This window comes from Elstera sp., assembly GCF_044372965.1.
In the GTDB taxonomy this organism is placed as follows: Bacteria; Pseudomonadota; Alphaproteobacteria; order Elsterales; family Elsteraceae; genus Elstera.
The window spans coordinates 1-18,073 of record NZ_JBILQX010000008.1 but is presented as its reverse complement, the minus strand read 5'-3'; the positions used below and the strand labels follow the sequence as shown (position 1 = coordinate 18,073).

Sequence of the window (18,073 nt, the reverse complement as noted above, 5' to 3'; positions counted from 1 at the left end):
GACCGATCATCGGCTAATCTCACTACAGTCTGCCATTTAGGTGTTCCTGTTCCAATGCTACGGCAAGGACCAGACCTAAGAATGAACCACACTGCGCTTCTCGTACCACAGTTTAACGCTAAATGGCGAGTCGGCGCAGCCTTGGTAAGACAGGCTTGTTACACCTTGAGACGATTTAGCAACAGTGTTATCCGCGCCTGGCTTTCTGAACTAATCCCAGCAAATCCCGTGCCGTTTTGTAACGCAGCTTCAGATGCGCGGGTGAGGGCATCGCGCATTCCCCGCGCTTTGCCCGTATCGGCTTGGGCCGCGCAGAGGCACAGAAGATCGCACCCCGCCGAAACCGCCTGAACCGCGGCTTCCGGTGCCTCGAACCAGGGGGCAATCGCCTTCATGCCAAGATCGTCGCTGACGATAACGCCGGTAAAGCCGAGTTGGTTCCGCAGGAGCCCCGTCAGGATTTCCGGCGATAGGGTTGCGGGCAAATCGCCCGCTAGCGCCGGAAACAGAATATGGGCCGTCATGACCGCCGGAACCCCTGCATCGATAAGGACTTTAAACGGCAGCAATTCCCGTGCGGCTAAGTCTTCGGCGCTAAAGGGCAGGCGGGGAAGGGCGTGGTGGCTATCCACGTCGGTATCGCCATGCCCCGGAAAATGCTTCGCACACCCGATTACACCCGAAGCGTCGAGCCCGTGCAGGAAGGCGAGGGCGGCGCGCGTGACGGTTTCGACGTCGACCCCAAAACTACGGTCGCCAATTACCGGGTTCGCTGCGTTCGAATCGATATCGCAGACCGGGGCGAGGATAAAATTTACGCCGATGGCGTGAAGTTCGGCGGCCATAATCTTGGCCACCTCCTCGGCGCGGTCGGCATAGGCGCGCGCAGCCGGAAAATGGGTGACGCCCGCTGGCGTACGGTGAACCCGCCCGCCTTCGTGATCGAGGGCTACGAGAATTTTCTCGCGCCCGATAGCATCCTGGGCCCGCTTTAGCAGGTCGGCGAGGCGCGCGCGCCAGACGGCTTCGGGCTGGTCGCGGTCAAAATTTCCTTTGAAGAGGGTAATTCCTGCCGGGCGCACGTCGGCAAGAAGCGCCCTATCGTGCTCGGTCAGCGCCGGGCTCGGTTGCAGGCCAATCAGAAAATGCAGGCCGACATCATGCGTCATCATCATAGAAAACGGCCCCGCCGAAGCTTCGGCGGGGCCTTTGTCCTTAGGCGGTTTTCATTTCTTTGTGCATATTCTCCGCCAGTTTAGCGAAGAACTGCGTGGTCGACAGCCAAGGCTGATCCGGGCCGATCAGCAGGGCGAGATCCTTGGTCATGAAACCCGATTCGACCGTCTTCACGCAAATGCGTTCCAGCGTCAGCGCGAATTCCTTCACGTCCGGCGTGCCGTCGAACTCGCCCCGATACTGCAACCCGCGCGTCCAGGCGAAGATCGAGGCGATTGGGTTGGTCGAGGTTTCGCGGCCCTTTTGGTGCTCGCGATAGTGGCGGGTCACGGTGCCGTGCGCGGCTTCGGCTTCCACCGTCTGCCCGTCCGGGGTGAGCAGCACCGAGGTCATCAGCCCGAGCGAGCCAAAGCCTTGGGCGACCGAATCCGACTGCACGTCGCCGTCGTAATTCTTACAGGCCCAAACGAAACCGCCGGACCACTTTAGGGCCGAGGCGACCATATCATCGATCAGGCGATGTTCGTAAACTATGCCCTTGGCGGCGAAAGCATCCTTGAACTCGGCGTCGAACACGGCCTGGAAGATGTCCTTAAAGCGGCCATCGTAATATTTCAGAATGGTGTTCTTGGTCGAAAGATACACGGGCCAGCCGCGCGACAGGCCGTAGTGCAAGCACGCGCGGGCAAAGCCTTTGATCGACTCGTCGACGTTATACATGCCCATAGCAACGCCGCCGCCTTCGAAGTGATAGACTTCGTGGCTAATCGGCGCGCCGCCATCGTCGGGCGTATAGGTCAGCGTCAGCTTACCCGGACCCGGAACGACGAAATCGGTCGCCTTATATTGGTCGCCGAAAGCATGACGGCCGATAACGATCGGCTGCGTCCAGCCTGGAATGAGGCGGGGAACGTTTTTGCAGATGATCGGTTCACGGAACACAGTGCCGCCCAGAATATTGCGGATAGTGCCGTTCGGCGACTTCCACATTTTCTTGAGGTTGAATTCCTTCACGCGGGCTTCGTCCGGCGTGATCGTGGCGCATTTAACGCCAACACCGTAGGTTTTGATCGCTTCAGCGGAGTCAATCGTGACCTGATCGTTGGTCTGGTCGCGGTATTCCATGCCCAGGTCATAATACTTCAGGTCGATGTCGAGGAACGGCAGAATGAGTTCTTCGCGGATCATCTTCCAGATGATGCGCGTCATTTCATCCCCATCCAATTCGACCAGCGGGGTTTTGACCTTAATCTTGCTCATGGAACTAACTCTCCAGCTTGGCGGTGCTGGTCGGCACAATGCCGACAGTTTGGAATTTCGGCCTAAGACCGACAGTTCTGTGAAGTCCCGGCGGAGCCGACACCCCTGAAATCGCGCGGCAGACTAGCAGACCGAACGGCGCGCGCAAGGGGGCGCGCATCGTTCCCGGCAGGCTAGAGCCATTTGGTTTCAACCGCGACTGTGGGCTGCGGCGCAGCGCTAAAGGCGGGTAAAACCCCATCCAGGCTGGTAACAATCTGCCAGAGCGCCGCCATTTCCGGTTTGGCGAATTTTTCGGCAATCAGATGCCCCAGTAGCGCCGTGAGCGGCTCCCAGAACCCGCGACCATCTGTCCCAGGAAGATCGAGCAGCAGAATCGGCTTATCGTGCAGGCGAAGTTGCTTCCAGGTCAGCACTTCAAATAATTCTTCTAGCGTGCCGAAACCGCCGGGCAGCACGACGAACGCATCCGCCCGATCCATCATCAGCTTTTTGCGCGTGTGCATGGTATCGACAACGATAAGTTCCGACAGGCCGGTGTGACCCACTTCGTATTTATCGAGGAACTCGGGGATGATCCCGGTGACACGGCCACCGTTGGCCATGACCCCATCGGCCACAAGCCCCATCAGCCCGACCCGGCCGCCGCCGTAAACGAGATCCATGCCCGCATCGGCGATCAATTTTCCCAAGGCCGTGGCCGCATCGCGGAACGCCGGATCGACGGCCCCGGCCGATCCACAGTAGACACAAACCGTTTTTACCGACGTCATATTGCCTCCCAGCGGCACCCTGCACACACTCTTACTCACGAGGGATAGCGCGAGCGGGGCGGGCGGTGCAAGCCTTCCGCCACATCTCGAAGCCCTTCCAGCGGCCAAGATTGCAGCAGGCCGAGGTCCATAGTAGGGTGTCAGCCCCAAGCGGGCGGAACGGTTGGACGTATGCTGTCACCGGAAGATGGCCAATCAGAGCGTTAGAGCGGGCGGCGCACCCGAAAAAGGGGCGCGGCGCGGTCTTAGGGTAGGGAATATAAGTCTCATGTCGGAACGCCTTTCCAGCCGTCGGGCTATGGTGCTCGGCCTTATCGGCCTTGTTCTCGTGATTGCCGCCCTGGTCCTCAATCGGCCCTCGCGCGATGAAAGCGCCCTGGCGCCGCCTGTTGTCCCGGCCAAACCCGTCGAACCGGCTCCCTCCGTTGCGACCGTGCCGCCGGTTGCCGAGCCTGCACCCACCGTTGCAAGCCCCGCCGAACCAACCTCTCCGCCCCCTGAACCCGTTGCGCCCGCGCCGGTGGTTCAGGCTAGCCCGCCCGCATCGACACCCACCCCCACACCGGCCCTACCGCCCGCGCCCAGCACCGAAGTGAAGCCAAGCTTCGATATGGTTCGGGTGAATCCCCAGGGCGATGCCGTTATCGCTGGGCGCGCCCTACCTGAAGCGTCCGTGACCGTTCTCGACGGCGAAAAGCCCATCGGCTCGGTCACGGCGGATAAGCGCGGCGAATGGGTGCTTCTGCCCGACCGCCCCTTGCCAAGTGGCGACCGGGAACTTTCGCTGACGGCGACCGCACCCAGTGGGGGTACCGTTGAGTCGGAACAGGTGGTGGTGCTGTCGATCCCGGGCCAAAAAGCGCCTGCCGCACCGTCGCTACCGGAAACCGCAACCGCGAATCCCGCTAAACCCGCCGCCGTTCCCGAGCGCCCTCTCGCCGTGGTCGTGAACCGCGACGGCAGTGCTGGGAGCACGCTGCTGCAAGCGCCCTCCGAAGGAGTTGGCGGCGCGGGACATTTAACCGTCGATAGCATCGATTACGGCCCCGACGGCGGTTTGATGCTGGCCGGGCGGGCCGAGGCCGGTAACGGCATTCGCGCTTATGTGAACAATGCCCCCATTGGCGATACCGAAGTTGCCGGCAATGGCTTGTGGCGGCTGCGCCCGGAAGCCGATATGCCCAGCGGCCCGTCGACCCTGCGGATCGATCAGCTCTCGCCGCAAGGAAAAGTAACCCAGCGGCTGGAACTGCCCTTTTCGCGTGCCACACCGGAGCAGATCAGCCTTGCCCCCGAGGGCAACCGGGTGATCGTGCAGCCGGGCAATAGCCTATGGCGTATCGCGCGCCGGGCTTATGGCGGCGGGGTTCAATACACGGTGATCTATCGCGCGAATGCCGAACAAATCCGCGACCCGGACCTGATTTATCCAGGGCAGGTCTTCAGCCTTCCGCCAGCAAAAGCCGGAAAACAGCCCTAAGCGGCGGCCTGGCGGGGATTGGGCAGGCCGTAGAGGGCGAGCAGGGTCAGCCAGGGGCGCGCTTTGATAACGAGCATCGAGACCGTCGCAAGAATGGTTTGCGACACGGTTGCGTTATCCACCGCAGCGCTGGCCGATAAAATCACATGCTGCTTATCGGTCACACTAACGCGGATACTGGGTAAATCGCGGGTGGAATAGATGATTTCCGCCACATCAACCCGGCGGGCAACCCCTTCCGCCGAATAGGGAATTCCGCCGAGATCGGTGTAGATTTCCACAAATCCGGCGTCTTCCCCCTGCAAGGCAATCGCGTGGTAGGTCAGACCGTCGAAGATGAAATGGAAGGCAATGCGTGATAGAACTTGCTTGACCAAACGGCCATCTGCCCCTACCGCAAAACTGTGCATCGCCAGCGGTAGTTTCTGATTGGCCAAAAGGCTCATATTCTCATTCTGTTGCATCAAGAGATCCATGAAGCTAACGGTCGGGCGCAAAGGGGCATTGTCCCCCTGCACTATGCTGGCGCATTGTGCCATGGTTCGGGATAGGGTCCAACTCCTCGCTGAGCGTCCGTCGGTATCCTAAGGAAGGTTTGGAGGTTTTTCGGTATGCGGCCCACAGTATTTCCCGCCATTCATCGCGAAGGCTGGCCCTTTATTGCGATCTTCATCGTCGCAGCCATTATCCTATCGTGGATTCACGGGAGCCTAGGATTCCTCGGCCTTCTTCTGACCGCCTGGTGCGTGTATTTCTTCCGCGATCCCGTGCGGGTTACGCCGATGCGCAGCGGCCTGGTCGTGAGCCCCGCGGATGGGATCGTCGTCAGCCTCGGGCCAACCGTTCCGCCGTCCGAACTCGGCCTTGGCGATCAACCGCTGCCCTGCGTTGCCGTGTTCATGAATGTGTTCGACGTTCACGTGAACCGTGCGCCGGTAACGGGCCGCATTCGCCATATGGCCTATCGCCCCGGTCGCTTCTTCAATGCCTCGCTGGATAAGGCGAGCGAACATAACGAGCGCAATGGCGTCGTGTTCGAACTTCCCGATGGCCGCGCGGTCGGCGCGGTGCAGATTGCCGGGCTTGTTGCGCGCCGGATCGTCTGGTGGGTCGGGGTTGGCGATGCAATGACGGCGGGCAGCCGCTTCGGCATGATCCGTTTTGGCAGCCGGGTGGACGTTTACCTGCCCCAGGGCGTAACGCCCCAGGTGTGCATCGGGCAGCGGATGGTTGCGGGTGAAACCGTCTTGGCCGATCTTCAGTCCAGCGAAGCCTTGCGTCCGGGGTTCGCTAGCTAATCATGCTCCGTCGTCGCCCCTCCCGGCTTCCCCGCCGGATGCGGGCTCAGTCGATCAATCGGCTGATCCCCAATATGGTCACATTGCTCGCCCTTTGTTCGGGGCTGACCGCGATTCGGTTTGCCTTGGAAGGCCGCTGGCAGGCGACCGTTGTTGCGATCTTTCTCGCGGCAATCTTCGACGGGCTCGACGGGCGTCTTGCCCGCCTGATGAATGCGACCTCCAAGTTCGGTGCCGAACTCGATAGCCTGTCGGATTTCGTGTGTTTCGGGGTCGTGCCGCCGGTCGTGCTCTATTTGTGGGGGCTCGACGACGGGGGGCGCGTTGGCTGGGCCGTGGCGCTGTTCTATACGGTCTGCATGGCCTTGCGCCTTGCGCGCTTCAATACATCCCTTGAGGATAGTGCGCGTCCCCCCTGGACCTATAATTTCTTCACCGGCGTTCCAGCCCCGGCAGGGGCGGCTTTAGCGCTGCTGCCGCTCCTGGCCTATTTCGAGTTTCAGGCGGAGTTTCTGAAGCGGCCTCTGTTCCTCGGCACGTGGCTGCTGATCGTCGGCGGGTTGATGGTGAGCCGGATTCCGACTTTTTCGTTTAAAAAGGTCCGTATTCCCAATTGGCTCGTGTTGCCCTTCATGCTGGCGGCGGGCGGCACGGCGGCGGGCTTGGCAACCGAGCCCTGGATGACGCTGATGGCAGTCCAAGGGCTTTATCTCGCCTCTATTCCGCTTTCGATCCGCGCGGCCCGGCGGCTTCAGCGCGCGCTAGACCGGAGCCAAAGCCCCGTCTCTGCCGACCCAGCAGGGCCTAAGGACGAGTAGGGGCTAGGGCGCGCGTTCGACCCAACGGTGCCCGTCGAAGAGTTCGAGCGGGCTAAAGCGGGATTTATAGGTCATCTTACGGCAGTCTTCGATCCAATACCCTAAGTAGAGGTACGAGAGCCCGCGCTGAACCGCCTCGGCGACCAGGGATTGAACGATAAAGGTGCCTAGGCTGCGTGCAGGCGCATCCGGCTCATAGAAGCTGTAGACGGCCGACAGCGAATCCTGACCGATATCGGTGAGCCCGCAGGCCCAGAGACGACCCGTATCGTCCCTGAGGTGCAGGAGTACCGTTTTGACGGGGGACTCCTCGATAAGCTGCCGAAACTCCTCATAGGACATCAGGGCCATGTCGCTGTCGCTATGGCGCTGGTGCTGATAGCGCTCGAAGAGATCAAAAAGTTCGGCAGAAGCGCGGGCGGGCTCGACGCTGACGCGAAGGTCGTGGTTCAGCTTATGCAGTTTGCGCATGGTTCGGCTGGGGGTAAAGCGCGCCACCGGGATGCGGACGGGAATGCAGGCGGTGCAGCCGTTGCACGCTGGGCGGTAAAGATAGCGCTGGCTGCGGCGGAAGCCATAATGCTGCAGAAACTCGAAAAATCCCCCCGCCGCCATCTCCGCTGAAATTTCGGTCAGCACCCGCGTTTCTTCGCGGCCCGGCAGATAGGAACAGGGGAAGGGGCGGGTGCGGTAGAAGATCGGCTCGACGATCCGATCCAGCGCGGCAATTCCGCGTTCCGGCTCATCCCTCATGGCGTCCCCCCTTGCGGTTGGTCCTCATGAGGCAGCGTGACAAGCCCGGCGCTAAAAATCAATCGCTTAGCCCAAAAACAAATCTCCCGGCGCAAAGGCCGGGAGATCAGAAAAAAGCGTGCCGACGGGTTATTGCCGCGGGATCAGGCGACCGTCGGGGCCGGGCGGCGGCGGTTGTACCGGCGCGGCGGCGGCTGACGCGGCACCACCTGCAGGGGCTGGGGGAACCGGTTCGTTCAGCAGCGTGATTGAAATGCGGCGATTGCTGGCCGCTTTCGGATCTTCAGGAACCTTGGGGTCGCGGTCGGCTTTGCCTTCGACTGAGGCAATGCGATCGTCGGCGATGCCGTTTTTCGTCAGCGCCCGGCGGCTGGAGTTGGCGCGATCCGCCGATAGATCCCAGTTATCATACTGAGATCTCGGCCCGAAACCGGTCGCATCCGTATGGCCGGAAATCGCAACCTTATTCGGCACCGACGCAATGATCTTAGCAACCTGCGCCATCAGCTTTTCGGTCTGCGGCAGCATGCGCGAACTGCCTTTGGGGAACAGTTCTTGCTTTTCATTGTCGATCAGATCGATCCGCGTACCCTCTTGGGTTTGGGCGAACTGCACATTGGCTTGGAAGCCTTGAAGTTCAGCCACGCCCTGCAAGGCTTGGCGAACCTGCCGTTCAACCTCGGCCACCGGTGGGGCCGGGATTTTCTGACCGGAGAGGGCACCGGGTTCGGCTTCAATCCCCAGGGGCTTGGGCAAAGCGCCAGGGAAACCCGGAATATCGGTATTGCCATCGCCCTCTTTTGGCAGCGACGGGCCGCCGCCGGGCGTGCCAAGCGGGGCCGAAGGATTGCGCAGCGCGCCTTCCTTGCTAATCGTTTCGCCGTTCAGCATCTGCCCGGACCCCGAGGGGTTGCGCGAGGCGCTGACCGGGGCGAAATATTCGGCAATCGCTACCTTCTGTTCCGGTGTGGACTGATTAATGATCCACAGCATCAGAAAGATAATGAACATGGCGGTCATAAAGTCCGCCAACGCGATCTTCCAGGTCGAGGACCCGTGAGAGTCGTGACGACCGCCCTTGACCTTCTTAATAATGATCGGCGGAAGGTTAGAGCTATGCGCTGCCATAATCGAATCCTCTTACCCGTTCCGCAGAAACTTGCCGCCTTAGCCGCCGATTAAACCGGCGGCAGCGACGAAACCGTAGCTTCCACTTCATAGAAGGTGGGGCGAACGTCGCTCATCAGCGCTTTGCGCGCGAATTCCACCGAGACGGCCGGAGCATAGCCCTGCATGTGGGCGAGAATACCCGCTTTCATGCACAGCATAAACTTCATTTCGGCTTCAACATCGTTCTTCAGGGCGGTCGCGATGGGGCCGACGAAGCCATAAGAGAGCAACACCCCAAGCAGCGTTCCGACCAGCGCGCCGCCGATGGACGCCCCGATGACGGCCGCAGGCTGATCGATCAGCGCCATGGTCTTGATAACGCCGAGAACGGCGGCGACGATCCCGATGGCGGGCAATGCGTCGGCCATCACCTGCAAAGCGGCGGGAATCTGCATCGATTCTTGGTGATGGGTTTCGATTTCCTCATCCATCAGCGCTTCGACTTCGTGGGGGTTATCCGTCCCCAGTGTCAGAAGACGCAGATAATCGCACAGGAACACCAGCGAGGATTGATCGTTCATGAAAGTCGGAAACCGCATGAACAGATTGCTCTCGCGCGGGTTTTCCACATGCTGTTCCAGCGCCAGCATGCCCTTGGTTTTAGCGAGCTTGAAGGAGGTGTAGAGCAGGCTCAGCAGTTCAAGATAGCTGTCCTTGCTGTAGCGGCGACCCCCGAAAATCTTCGCAATCGAACCGATCGTCCGCCCGAGCACCGGCCCGCGGTTCGAGATCATATAGGAGCCGATCGCGACGCCGCCGATGATGACCAGTTCAACGGGCTGAATCAGAATGTCAAAGCGGCCGCCGAGAAGGGCGAAGCTGCCAAAGACCGCGAAAAGAATGATAGCGATACCGGCGATCTTTAGCATGGACTCACTCCAACGTTCTGTTCCGATTGTCCAAACCGACACATGAAGGGCAACAAACGGCTCTTGCCCCAATTATTCTGTTTATAGGGTTTACCAGCCGAGGTTAGGCTCGTCAAGGCAAGCGATGAAATCCATACGTATTACAATGGCTTGGCAAAAGGATATGAGATTATGTTAGAAGCAGGAAACCGCAATCCGCTCCCGACCTCCGAGGCCAAACCGATGGACGTAACCGCCGCCCCTCACTTTAGCGCGCGCGACTTTAGAAATGCGCTAGGCAATTTTGCCACAGGCATCGCGATTGTCACCACCCGCGATGCCGATGGGCAGCCGGTGGGCTGTACGATCAACTCCTTCGCCTCGGTGTCGCTGGAGCCGCCGTTGATCTCCTTTTGCCTGGACCGCAAGGCGGGCACTTTCACGGCCTTTCAAACCCATAGCCATTTCGCGTTGCATTTTTTGGCAGCGAATCAGGAAGAGTTGAGCCGCAGGTTTGCGAAGGCGGGCGAGGATCGGTTCGGCGATTTACAGCCGATTCGGGGGCTGGGCGATGTGCCGGTTCTCCCCGGGTGCCTTGCGCATTTCGAATGCAGCGTGTTCGACCGGATTGATGCGGGCGATCATGTCCTAATCCTCGGGCAGGTGGAAAAACTGCAAACGGGATCGGATCTACCGCCGCTTCTCTATTTCCGGGGGCGTTACGCGCACCTCACCCCCGAATCTGACTAAAATTTCATCAAGAGTTAAGCTGTTTCCCCTCAACCGTTGCGCTACACAAGGGCCCACCATCCCCCGCGCGTTTGAGGCTATTATGTTGACCCGTTGGCTGCTGTGTTTACCGCTTCTTGTTCTCCCGGCGTGCCAAACGCTGGATGAGGAATTGGACCAGTATCGTTACACCTGCGCCAAAATCGGCCACCGCATGGGAACGCCCGACAATACAAAATGCGTTGAAGGGCTCTACCGCGATGCCCAGAACCAAGAGGCGATCCGCGATGCCGCTGCCCCGCGCAGGCAAACCTGCCGGGAAGAGAAGGATAAGAAGGGCCGGAAGATTACGACCTGCTATTAATCGGTGAGAAGGCGCGAGGGGAAGCCCGCTTCGTTCAGCCCTTCCAGAATATCGCGTACATGATCGGCCCCGCGCGCCTCCATCATCGTGTCGATTTCGGTCTGTTTGATCGGCACGTCGAGGAACATGCGCTGGTGATGAACCTCGACAATATTGCCGCCCGCCTTGCCGATCACGTCCGAATAGCGCGCGAGCGTGCCGGGGAGGTCGCCCAATTCGGAGCGAATGCGCACGAGCCGCCCATCGCGCACAAGTCCGCGCATCAGGATTGAAGAGAGCAGGCGCGCGTCGATATTGCCGCCACACAGCAGCGTTCCAACATTTTTGCCAACGAAATGCTGCGGCTCGGTTAGCAGCGCCGCAACCCCCGCCGCGCCTGCGCCTTCTGCAATCAGATTCTGCGTTTCGGCGACGATTTGGACCGCTTGTTCAATCCGGTCTTCGTCGACGGTTACGATTTCATCGACCAGATCGTCAATTACGGCGCGGGTGAGTTGTCCCGGCGTTTTTACGGCAATGCCCTCGGCGAGCGTCATCCCCCCCATTGGGGGCGGCTCGTGCGCCAGCACGCGGCGCATGGCATCGAACCCCTCAACCTGCACGCCAATCAAGCGGCAGTTGGGGTTGAGATGCTTGACGGCGCAGGCAATACCCGCCAGCAGCCCACCGCCGCCGATAGGAACAACCAGCGTATCGAGATCGGGGCGGTCGGTCAGCATTTCCAGTCCGATGGTGCCTTGCCCGGCCATAACGCCAAGATCGTCATAGGGGTGGACCAGCGTCAGGCCGCGCTCCTTAGCGAGCCGGTGCGCGGCGGCTTCCGACTCGGAAAAATCCGCGCCAATCAGAACGATATTCGCCCCATAGCGCGCGGTTTTGGCGACTTTCACGAAGGGCGTATGGGCGGGCATGCAGATTGTCACGGGAATGCCCAAACGCTGGCCGTGGTAGGCCAAGCCTTGGGCGTGGTTTCCGGCGGAGGCGGCAATAACGCCCACCTGCCGCTCGGCTTCCGTCAGCAGGTGCAGGCGGTTGAGCGCGCCGCGTTCCTTGAAGCTGCCGGTGCGCTGTAAGGTTTCGAGCTTGAGGGCGACCTTCAGCCCGAGTTTGGCCGAAAGGGCCAGAGCATCCACCGTCGGCGTGTGCAGTACAGCGCCGCGCAGCCGGTCGGCCGCAGCGGAAATCGCATCAAAGGTCAGCTGCATTCGAGTACTCATACCGATTAGGGCGGGGTAAGGGTGAGCAGCGCCGCGCCGTTCCGCGCCAGCACGGCAGGGGTCCCCGTAATCGGGCGCAGTTTGCCGTCCCGCGCCCGGTCAAGGAAAGAAGAATAATAAGGCGAGAGGACGTGGCCCGATTGGCCGGTCGAGATTACAAAGCCCGACCGATCCAAATCGGCCAGATCATAGACGGCGCGAAACCCGGCCCCATGAACGCCAACAAAACTGCCATCGCGCGAGGCCATGCGCAGCAGCGTATCATTCCCCCCGTCCGATGGGAACGAGCGACCGAACAGGGTGCCAAGCAGCGGAATGCGCCCGAAAACCGGATGATCGTGCCGCGCGATATGCACCGCGCCCCAGGTTTCGCCGCTACCGGTTGCGCGCCCCGCCTGGCGCAGGGCAAGGCCCATTTGATCGCGGCAGGTTTCAACGGCGGGCGTGCGCGAATCATCGCACAGGGGCGAGTCGGTTTTTATGAGCGCCAGAATAACCCCCGGTCGCGGGCGCCAGGGGCGGCGGCTGGTATCGGCGGCGCTAAGGGCGGTAAGATCGTCGGCCAGCAAGGCTTCGGTTAGATTTTGTGCGAAGCGCGCAAAAAGCAGCGGGGCGCGGTCGCGGGCGCGCATATGTTTGTCCCAAGCGCGCAAATCATGCAGCGCTTTCGCGGCGTCTGTGTCGGAAGGCTCCCACCCGTCCAGGGCGTTTAGGAGATTGACGGCAAATGGCGACAGCGTATCCATCTGAAGCGCCGCCTCATCCTCTACTCGCCGATGCTGCGCGGTATCCAATTGTTCGGCTAACCGGTCGCCGCGAAAGGAATCGTCCCAATTGAGCGCGATCATGACCGGATAGTCAGGCGCAACAACGGGATTATTGGCATTGGCGATATATCCGTGCTTGGGGTCGCGCCACTGCGGCAACAGGGCGGTGGGGGCAAAGCCGCCCGCCTCGCCCTCGCGCAACCAACCCGCGGCGGGTAACCAGCCGTCATAGTCGCGGCGCAGCGGAATTTTTGCCGCCGACAGCATGCCAATCGTGCCGTCTTCGCTAGCCATAATGAAATTTTGCATAGGGGCCGAAAGCAGGCTGAGAGCCGCCGTAAACCCGCCCCAATCGGAGGCATTGTTCAGCCCCATCAACGCATCGGCCGACCGATCCCCCGGTATTAGAAAGGTTGCCCTCAACGCAACCAAATGGCGGTCTTTGGCAATATTGGCGGTAAGGCCCGGAAGATCGGACAGGATCGGCCCATTTCGGCTATGCCGGACGTTAATCGTTTCGTCCGACGCCCACCGCACGCGGATCGTTTCCGTTTGGCTTTCCAGCACGTCGGGGCCGTAGAGCGGCCGGTCGACCGCGTCGTCGCGGCCCTCGCTCAACCGTTCGATCACCAGATCCTGCGTATCCGCCCCCGTGGTGGTCATGCCCCACGCTATATGGCCGTTATGGCCGAGGATGAGAAACGGCACACCGGGGGCGGTTGCGCCGACCCGCACCCCATCCCCCGTTACGATGCGCGCGAGATACCACAGCGATGGCATGGTCAGGCTCAAATGCGGGTCCGACGCGAGCAAGGGCTTGCCGCTTTCCGTGCGACTGCCGCTCAGCGCCCAGGCGTTGGACGCCGTGCGCGGTTCGGCAATCGGTGGCAGGGACGCTAGCGCGCGGCCCATGGCGGGATCGAGACTGCGCCAGAAATCGGCGCTGCCGTGGGCAAGTTTCTTCGGTGGCGCGACGCGCCCAAACAAAAGATCGACCGTTTCCGGCGGCATCCCGGCCCCCAGCATCCGCACCCGCAACGCCTCGTCGCGCCAATTGCCCGACAAGGCCATGCCCATCAGTTTGCCCCACAGCAGACTATCGGTCGGCGTCCAGGGGTCGGGCGCGGGAAACACCAGATATTCGGGCGGCAGAGCGCCACTGCGCTGATAAAGGTAGGAGTTGACGCCCTCGGCATAAGCGATCAGCGCCGCGCGCGTCTCGACGGACAAATCCAGAAAATCCCGCGTCGCCAGCGACCGCAGCCCGAGCGTGCGCATGAAGCGATCATTCTCCAGCCCCATCGAGCCGATTGCCTCCGCCAACCGCCCGGAGGCAAGGCGGCGCATCAAGTCCATCTGGAATAATCGATCTTGGGCATGAACATAACCGAGCGCCCGATAGCCGTCGGCGGCGGTGCGCGCGAAAATATGCGGCACGCCATCGTCATCTCGGTAAATCCCAACCTCGTGCTGAAGCCCGGCGACAGCGACGCGCCCGGTAAGATCCGGCAGGCCCGTGCGCAAATAGGCGGCAAGACCGAGAAGGCTGAGAATAAGCAAAAGAAAGACGGCAGCGAGGGCACGAAGCCAGCGCCGCCGACGCATGCGCGGTACGTTTCGACCAGACCCCGGGCGCATCATCTTCCACTCTCCCGCTTTGCCGTTTTCCCTATAGCAGAAACTGCCGGGAACTTCGCCTGAATCGCGAGCAGAACCGCATTACGTGGGTTGAAGGACCATTCTCTGGGCCATTTGCCCCTTGTGTTTACGCAAAAACGCCCGCAATCGTTCCGGATAATCCGGCACAACCGCCCCAATAACGGACGGGCGTGCCGCAAGCACCCCGCGCCACGCCTGTACCTTCGTCAAATCGGTAAAAACGCCAAAATCTCCAATCTTATCAAACACATCGAAATACCGGAAAATCGGCGCGAAGACGGCATCGACAAGCGAAAACTCAGCTCCGCTAAAGTAGGGCCCGTCGCCCAAAACATCCTCGACGCGGGCGAGTTTATCGTGGATCGCCACCGCTTTCGTGTCGAAAACTGCGGCATCGGCTGTGGTCTCCAACCCCCAAATATCGGCCAGAATGGACGATCCAAGCTCCATCCAACCGCGATGCTGGGCGCGGGTGAGCGGATCGGTGGGGTGCAAGCGCGGCCCATGGGTTTCGTCGAGATATTCGACAATCGCGGCACTTTCAAACAATACCGCCTCACCAACCTGCAGCAGCGGCACTTTTCCCAAGGGGGAGAGGGCTTTGAACCAGTCGGGCTTATTGGCGAGGTCAATCGTCTTGCGGGCGAAGGGCACGCCTTTTTCCGCCAGCACAATCGCGGCACGTTGCACATAGGGGCAGAGATCGAAGGAAACGAGGGTTAGCGGGGCTGCGGTCATAACGGGCTCCAATTCATGCAGATGCATGTAAATAAATGCACTTGCATGGGCATTGTCAAGGTTGATGCAGTTGCATGGAATTGTTAAGCTATCCCCATGAGCAACTTCCCCCCCTCCGACGCCGCCGTGCGCGCCTGGACACGCCTGATGCGGGCACAATCCCTGGCGCTGTCGGTAATAGAAGCCGAGTTAAAGCGCGGGGGGTTTCCGCCCCTGGGCTGGTACGATCTGTTGCTGGAAGTGCGGCGCGGCGAGCCGGACGGGCTAAGGCCCTATGAAATCGAAGCGCGCCTGCTGCTCGCCCAACATAATGTCTCCCGCCTCATCGACCGCGTGGCCGCCGCCGGCTACGCCGAACGCCGCCCGTGCGCAGAAGACGGGCGCGGGCATCGGGTGCATATCACCGACGCGGGGCGGGATTTGCTCACGCGCATGTGGCCGGTCTATGGCGCGGCAATCCAGCGGCATATCGGCGATAAGCTGGGGGCGGACGCGGGCGGGCTGGCCGATCTGCTGGAGCGGGTGATTAGGGCTAAACCGCAGACTTAAAAAGAAGAAGTTGACGAAGGAGATTCTGATACGGGCGGTGTTGCCGCCGTCAAGCACTCTAGCGAAGCGCGAGCTTACATTCCCGTCGCCCAAAAAGGGCGGGGAAGTGGTGGATATGGCCTTTACGCAATTGCTGCAGCCGCTTGAAATGGCCCCGGTCCGTCACAGCGCATGGTTGCCGGTCGAGCTTCCGCGATTGGGCTGCGGAAACCACGGATACGCCCCATCACGTTGTAGAGGCTGCGCTGGCCCACGCGCTGAAAGATAAGACGGTTGCGGCGTACCTTCGGACGGATCATCTTGAGCGGCGTAAGTTACTCATGGATGAGTGGGGGCGTTATATGATCTTGTGGTACTGCTAATTTTGGCCCTACAATTGTTAACGATATAGCCCTTTTCTTAGAAAGAGAGTTTGGCTTATGGATGAACAAAAAATATATTACTCTGTCAAGAATCTACGTTCAATTGAGAAAATGGACAGTATAGAGTTAAAAAAAATAAATATTCTGATTGGAAAGAATAGCGTTGGAAAAAGTACTTTCTTGCGCTCTCTATGGTTACTCCGTAGATCTGTCACCCAGAAGGCAGGTGCTCCTATCTTATGGTACGGCGGTCCCGGTGACCAGATCGATTTCGGTGATTTTGAGACTTCTATATTTAAAAATTCTGTTGATCAGAAAATTAGTTTTAAATTTGGTTTGAGCTCTATTGTTATAGATAATTTGAGCACATCCTCGATGCGATCTATTAACTATTTGGCAGGTTTGGCTGAATTGAAGGTAAGTGATGTGGCGCTGACGGTTGGAGTTGGTTCTTCAAACGGCAAGACAGTTAAGAGGAAAGTTGATTTAGACTTCCGCTTAATGGGTGCCGATTTTTCATTCTCGATGGTTTACGGCGCTGATGGTCGCATATCAGAGATATATCTAGAGCAGGAAAGTATTCTTCAGAGTTTTATTGACGAAGCCGAAATTTCTGATTTGTCAAATGGGCTGTTTCCGGACGTTTTCTGCAAATTTATTAATAATCAAGATGAAGGGTTTGTGTGGGGTGATATTGGGTATGCATTAATATTAGGGGCGGTAGATGTTTTGACGGAAAATGCTGATAAGAGAATTAGCTACTTTCATGGCGAGATGCGCAAAATACTTATTCAGTACAAAAATAATTTTTTGAATAAGATTGGTGTTGCGAATTTAATCAGGAGCGCAAGAAGTAAATCATTAAAGAAATTGTATGAAAGCTTCTTGGATGAAAATAACCAAAATCTCAATAAAATTAAGAATTTCTGTGCTTTGTACGTATGTTTTATTGTTATGGTATCTGTGTCAGCTCATTTGACAAATATTTTTAGCTCATCGGCCTACATTGGTCCAACCCGCGCAAACGCAGAGCGCTATTACCGTGTTCAAGAGCTGCAGGTATCGGAGATTGAAGCTGATGGCCGCAATTTAGCTAATTGGTTAAATTCACTTAATAGAAAGCGCTTAGATGATTTTTCATCCTTCTTCAATTCATTGTTTGGCTATCATATTAAAGCTGAAGTTAATAAAGGTAATATCAGCCTATTATTGAAAAAAGATTCAAGCTGGATCAATTTGGTTGATACAGGTTTCGGTTTTTCGCAAATGCTACCTGTAGTGGCCCAACTGTGGCTATCGGCCAATCCGGAAAAAGTCAGCTCGCCTAAGTTTTTAACTTCTCGGCCCGTTCTCGTCGAGCAGCCTGAGCTTCACTTACATCCAGCATATCAAAGTAAATTGTCAGAGGTTTTTTCGCATATTGCCAGAAGCAACTCTCAGGATATTAGGTTGTTAATTGAGACTCATAGTGAGGCTATCATAAATAGATTAGGAAGTCTCGTCGCTAACGGGGATATATCTCCTAGTGATATTCAAATTCTTGTTTTTAATGAAATTGAAAGTAATGTTTCTGATCGGGCTAGTTCCATTACAGTAGCCGGATATAATAAAGATGGTATTTTATTTGACTGGCCCTATGGCTTTTTTAATTCAGAACAATAGAATGAATTGAGAAGGAAAAAAAATGATAATTAAAATAGACTGGCCTCATGATGTGATCGATTCAATTCCAGCTATTAACTTAGTTGAAATCCTGACGAGGCTTGTAATATCTGACGCATATGGGCACAATCTAGTTGTTATTTCCCGCGGGCTAGCTGAGGCTTTTTTGTCTCGGCTGAGCCTCGGTGAGTATGTTTCAGCTAATTTAAGAACAATAAAAGAGCAATACGCTGAGCGCGGATCATACGTTACAGGTGATAGATTTCCCATTCTAAATGTTACCAGGGATCAAGATCGAAAACTGGAAAAACTTTCTGATAGAAATTTTCAAATTGGATATAAAGAATTACTGGGTTCTAGGTTGCTTGATAAGCCAATTTTATTGTTGGAAGGTCCAAAGAGTGATGGAATAGTATTTGATGCAATTATTAATTCAATCCTAAAATTAAA

Annotated in this window: 18 protein-coding genes; 8 read left to right on the top strand and 10 right to left on the bottom strand. The window is 58.1% G+C overall.

Features of this window, described 5'->3' with window-relative positions; genetic code table 11:
* Positions 1-158 precede the first annotated feature (158 nt).
* The 3 genes from nagZ to ACIQ36_RS02335 all read right to left on the bottom strand — a co-directional run bounded on the left by nagZ (position 159) and on the right by ACIQ36_RS02335 (position 3,209).
* On the bottom strand, positions 159-1,175 hold the full coding sequence (nagZ, locus tag ACIQ36_RS02345) for a beta-N-acetylhexosaminidase (RefSeq protein ID WP_395825262.1): 1,017 nt from the start codon (positions 1,173-1,175) through the stop codon (positions 159-161).
* 40 nt (positions 1,176-1,215) lie between these two features.
* Positions 1,216-2,436, bottom strand: coding sequence for an NADP-dependent isocitrate dehydrogenase (locus ACIQ36_RS02340; protein WP_395825259.1), 1,221 nt, complete (start codon positions 2,434-2,436; stop codon positions 1,216-1,218).
* 173 nt (positions 2,437-2,609) lie between these two features.
* Complete coding sequence (locus tag ACIQ36_RS02335; RefSeq protein ID WP_395825256.1) at positions 2,610-3,209, bottom strand: TIGR00730 family Rossman fold protein; 600 nt, start codon at positions 3,207-3,209, stop codon at positions 2,610-2,612.
* 268 nt (positions 3,210-3,477) lie between these two features.
* On the opposite strand from ACIQ36_RS02335, the gene ACIQ36_RS02330 reads away from it, so the two are divergent.
* Positions 3,478-4,689, top strand: coding sequence for a LysM peptidoglycan-binding domain-containing protein (locus tag ACIQ36_RS02330; protein WP_395825253.1), 1,212 nt, complete (start codon positions 3,478-3,480; stop codon positions 4,687-4,689).
* On the opposite strand, the gene ACIQ36_RS02325 is transcribed toward ACIQ36_RS02330, so the two are convergent.
* Complete coding sequence (locus ACIQ36_RS02325; protein ID WP_395825250.1) at positions 4,686-5,153, bottom strand: hypothetical protein; 468 nt, start codon at positions 5,151-5,153, stop codon at positions 4,686-4,688. The two genes, ACIQ36_RS02330 and ACIQ36_RS02325, sit on opposite strands and share 4 nt — an antisense overlap.
* Before the next feature lie 147 nt (positions 5,154-5,300).
* On the opposite strand from ACIQ36_RS02325, the gene ACIQ36_RS02320 reads away from it, so the two are divergent.
* Together ACIQ36_RS02320 and pssA are read left to right on the top strand one after the other, a co-directional pair.
* Complete coding sequence (locus ACIQ36_RS02320) at positions 5,301-5,987, top strand: phosphatidylserine decarboxylase (protein ID WP_395825246.1); 687 nt, start codon at positions 5,301-5,303, stop codon at positions 5,985-5,987.
* A gap of 2 nt (positions 5,988-5,989) precedes the next feature.
* On the top strand, positions 5,990-6,805 hold the full coding sequence (gene pssA, locus ACIQ36_RS02315; RefSeq protein WP_395825243.1) for a CDP-diacylglycerol--serine O-phosphatidyltransferase: 816 nt from the start codon (positions 5,990-5,992) through the stop codon (positions 6,803-6,805).
* Positions 6,806-6,808: 3 nt separating this feature from the next.
* On the opposite strand, the gene ACIQ36_RS02310 is transcribed toward pssA, so the two are convergent.
* From ACIQ36_RS02310 to motA, 3 genes are all read right to left on the bottom strand, one after another.
* Positions 6,809-7,558 carry an arginyltransferase gene (locus ACIQ36_RS02310; protein ID WP_395825240.1) on the bottom strand — a complete coding sequence of 250 codons (750 nt, stop codon included), beginning with the start codon at positions 7,556-7,558 and terminating at the stop codon, positions 6,809-6,811.
* 129 nt (positions 7,559-7,687) lie between these two features.
* Positions 7,688-8,686, bottom strand: a complete 999-nt coding sequence (locus tag ACIQ36_RS02305) for an OmpA family protein (protein WP_395825237.1) — start codon at positions 8,684-8,686, stop codon at positions 7,688-7,690.
* A 50-nt stretch (positions 8,687-8,736) separates the two neighbouring features.
* Positions 8,737-9,597, bottom strand: a complete 861-nt coding sequence (gene motA / locus ACIQ36_RS02300) for a flagellar motor stator protein MotA (RefSeq protein ID WP_395825233.1) — start codon at positions 9,595-9,597, stop codon at positions 8,737-8,739.
* A gap of 171 nt (positions 9,598-9,768) precedes the next feature.
* Here motA and ACIQ36_RS02295 point away from each other — a divergent pair, with 171 nt between their 5' ends.
* Positions 9,769-10,326: a flavin reductase family protein gene (locus ACIQ36_RS02295; protein WP_395825230.1), complete on the top strand. Its 558-nt coding sequence runs from the start codon at positions 9,769-9,771 to the stop codon at positions 10,324-10,326.
* Between the two features lie 82 nt (positions 10,327-10,408).
* Positions 10,409-10,669 carry a hypothetical protein gene (locus tag ACIQ36_RS02290; protein WP_395825227.1) on the top strand — a complete coding sequence of 87 codons (261 nt, stop codon included), beginning with the start codon at positions 10,409-10,411 and terminating at the stop codon, positions 10,667-10,669.
* Here the strand turns inward: ACIQ36_RS02290 and ACIQ36_RS02285 are convergent.
* From ACIQ36_RS02285 to ACIQ36_RS02275, 3 genes are all read right to left on the bottom strand, one after another.
* On the bottom strand, positions 10,666-11,874 hold the full coding sequence (locus ACIQ36_RS02285) for a threonine ammonia-lyase (RefSeq protein WP_395825223.1): 1,209 nt from the start codon (positions 11,872-11,874) through the stop codon (positions 10,666-10,668). The two genes, ACIQ36_RS02290 and ACIQ36_RS02285, sit on opposite strands and share 4 nt — an antisense overlap.
* Positions 11,875-11,891: 17 nt before the next feature.
* Positions 11,892-14,294, bottom strand: a complete 2,403-nt coding sequence (locus ACIQ36_RS02280) for a penicillin acylase family protein (RefSeq protein WP_395825220.1) — start codon at positions 14,292-14,294, stop codon at positions 11,892-11,894.
* A 78-nt stretch (positions 14,295-14,372) separates the two neighbouring features.
* A complete protein-coding gene (locus tag ACIQ36_RS02275; protein ID WP_395825217.1) occupies positions 14,373-15,050 on the bottom strand; it encodes a glutathione S-transferase family protein in 678 nt (225 codons plus the stop codon).
* Between the two features lie 96 nt (positions 15,051-15,146).
* Between ACIQ36_RS02275 and ACIQ36_RS02270 the strand changes: the two genes are divergently transcribed.
* The 3 genes from ACIQ36_RS02270 to ACIQ36_RS02260 form a co-directional block, all read left to right on the top strand.
* Positions 15,147-15,599, top strand: a complete 453-nt coding sequence (locus tag ACIQ36_RS02270) for a MarR family winged helix-turn-helix transcriptional regulator (RefSeq protein WP_395825213.1) — start codon at positions 15,147-15,149, stop codon at positions 15,597-15,599.
* A 419-nt stretch (positions 15,600-16,018) separates the two neighbouring features.
* On the top strand, positions 16,019-17,623 hold the full coding sequence (locus tag ACIQ36_RS02265) for an AAA family ATPase (protein ID WP_395825210.1): 1,605 nt from the start codon (positions 16,019-16,021) through the stop codon (positions 17,621-17,623).
* Between the two features lie 22 nt (positions 17,624-17,645).
* The coding region (locus tag ACIQ36_RS02260) for a hypothetical protein (protein ID WP_395825207.1) at positions 17,646-18,073 on the top strand (428 nt) is incomplete at its 3' end.

Bases quoted from the DNA above. Each gene is read 5' to 3' on its own strand.
- ACIQ36_RS02320 (WP_395825246.1), top strand. From the start codon at position 5,301: ATGCGGCCCACAGTATTTCCCGCCATTCATCGCGAAGGCTGGCCCTTT.
- ACIQ36_RS02285 (WP_395825223.1), bottom strand. From the start codon at position 11,874: ATGCAGCTGACCTTTGATGCGATTTCCGCTGCGGCCGACCGGCTGCGC.
- ACIQ36_RS02305 (WP_395825237.1), bottom strand. From the start codon at position 8,686: ATGGCAGCGCATAGCTCTAACCTTCCGCCGATCATTATTAAGAAGGTC.
- ACIQ36_RS02310 (WP_395825240.1), bottom strand. From the start codon at position 7,558: ATGAGGGATGAGCCGGAACGCGGAATTGCCGCGCTGGATCGGATCGTC.
- ACIQ36_RS02270 (WP_395825213.1), top strand. From the start codon at position 15,147: ATGAGCAACTTCCCCCCCTCCGACGCCGCCGTGCGCGCCTGGACACGC.
- ACIQ36_RS02275 (WP_395825217.1), bottom strand. From the start codon at position 15,050: ATGACCGCAGCCCCGCTAACCCTCGTTTCCTTCGATCTCTGCCCCTAT.
- nagZ (WP_395825262.1), bottom strand. From the start codon at position 1,175: ATGATGATGACGCATGATGTCGGCCTGCATTTTCTGATTGGCCTGCAA.
- ACIQ36_RS02325 (WP_395825250.1), bottom strand. From the start codon at position 5,153: ATGCAACAGAATGAGAATATGAGCCTTTTGGCCAATCAGAAACTACCG.
- ACIQ36_RS02330 (WP_395825253.1), top strand. From the start codon at position 3,478: ATGTCGGAACGCCTTTCCAGCCGTCGGGCTATGGTGCTCGGCCTTATC.
- ACIQ36_RS02290 (WP_395825227.1), top strand. From the start codon at position 10,409: ATGTTGACCCGTTGGCTGCTGTGTTTACCGCTTCTTGTTCTCCCGGCG.
- ACIQ36_RS02335 (WP_395825256.1), bottom strand. From the start codon at position 3,209: ATGACGTCGGTAAAAACGGTTTGTGTCTACTGTGGATCGGCCGGGGCC.
- motA (WP_395825233.1), bottom strand. From the start codon at position 9,597: ATGCTAAAGATCGCCGGTATCGCTATCATTCTTTTCGCGGTCTTTGGC.
- pssA (WP_395825243.1), top strand. From the start codon at position 5,990: ATGCTCCGTCGTCGCCCCTCCCGGCTTCCCCGCCGGATGCGGGCTCAG.
- ACIQ36_RS02280 (WP_395825220.1), bottom strand. From the start codon at position 14,294: ATGATGCGCCCGGGGTCTGGTCGAAACGTACCGCGCATGCGTCGGCGG.
- ACIQ36_RS02340 (WP_395825259.1), bottom strand. From the start codon at position 2,436: ATGAGCAAGATTAAGGTCAAAACCCCGCTGGTCGAATTGGATGGGGAT.
- ACIQ36_RS02295 (WP_395825230.1), top strand. From the start codon at position 9,769: ATGTTAGAAGCAGGAAACCGCAATCCGCTCCCGACCTCCGAGGCCAAA.
- ACIQ36_RS02265 (WP_395825210.1), top strand. From the start codon at position 16,019: ATGGATGAACAAAAAATATATTACTCTGTCAAGAATCTACGTTCAATT.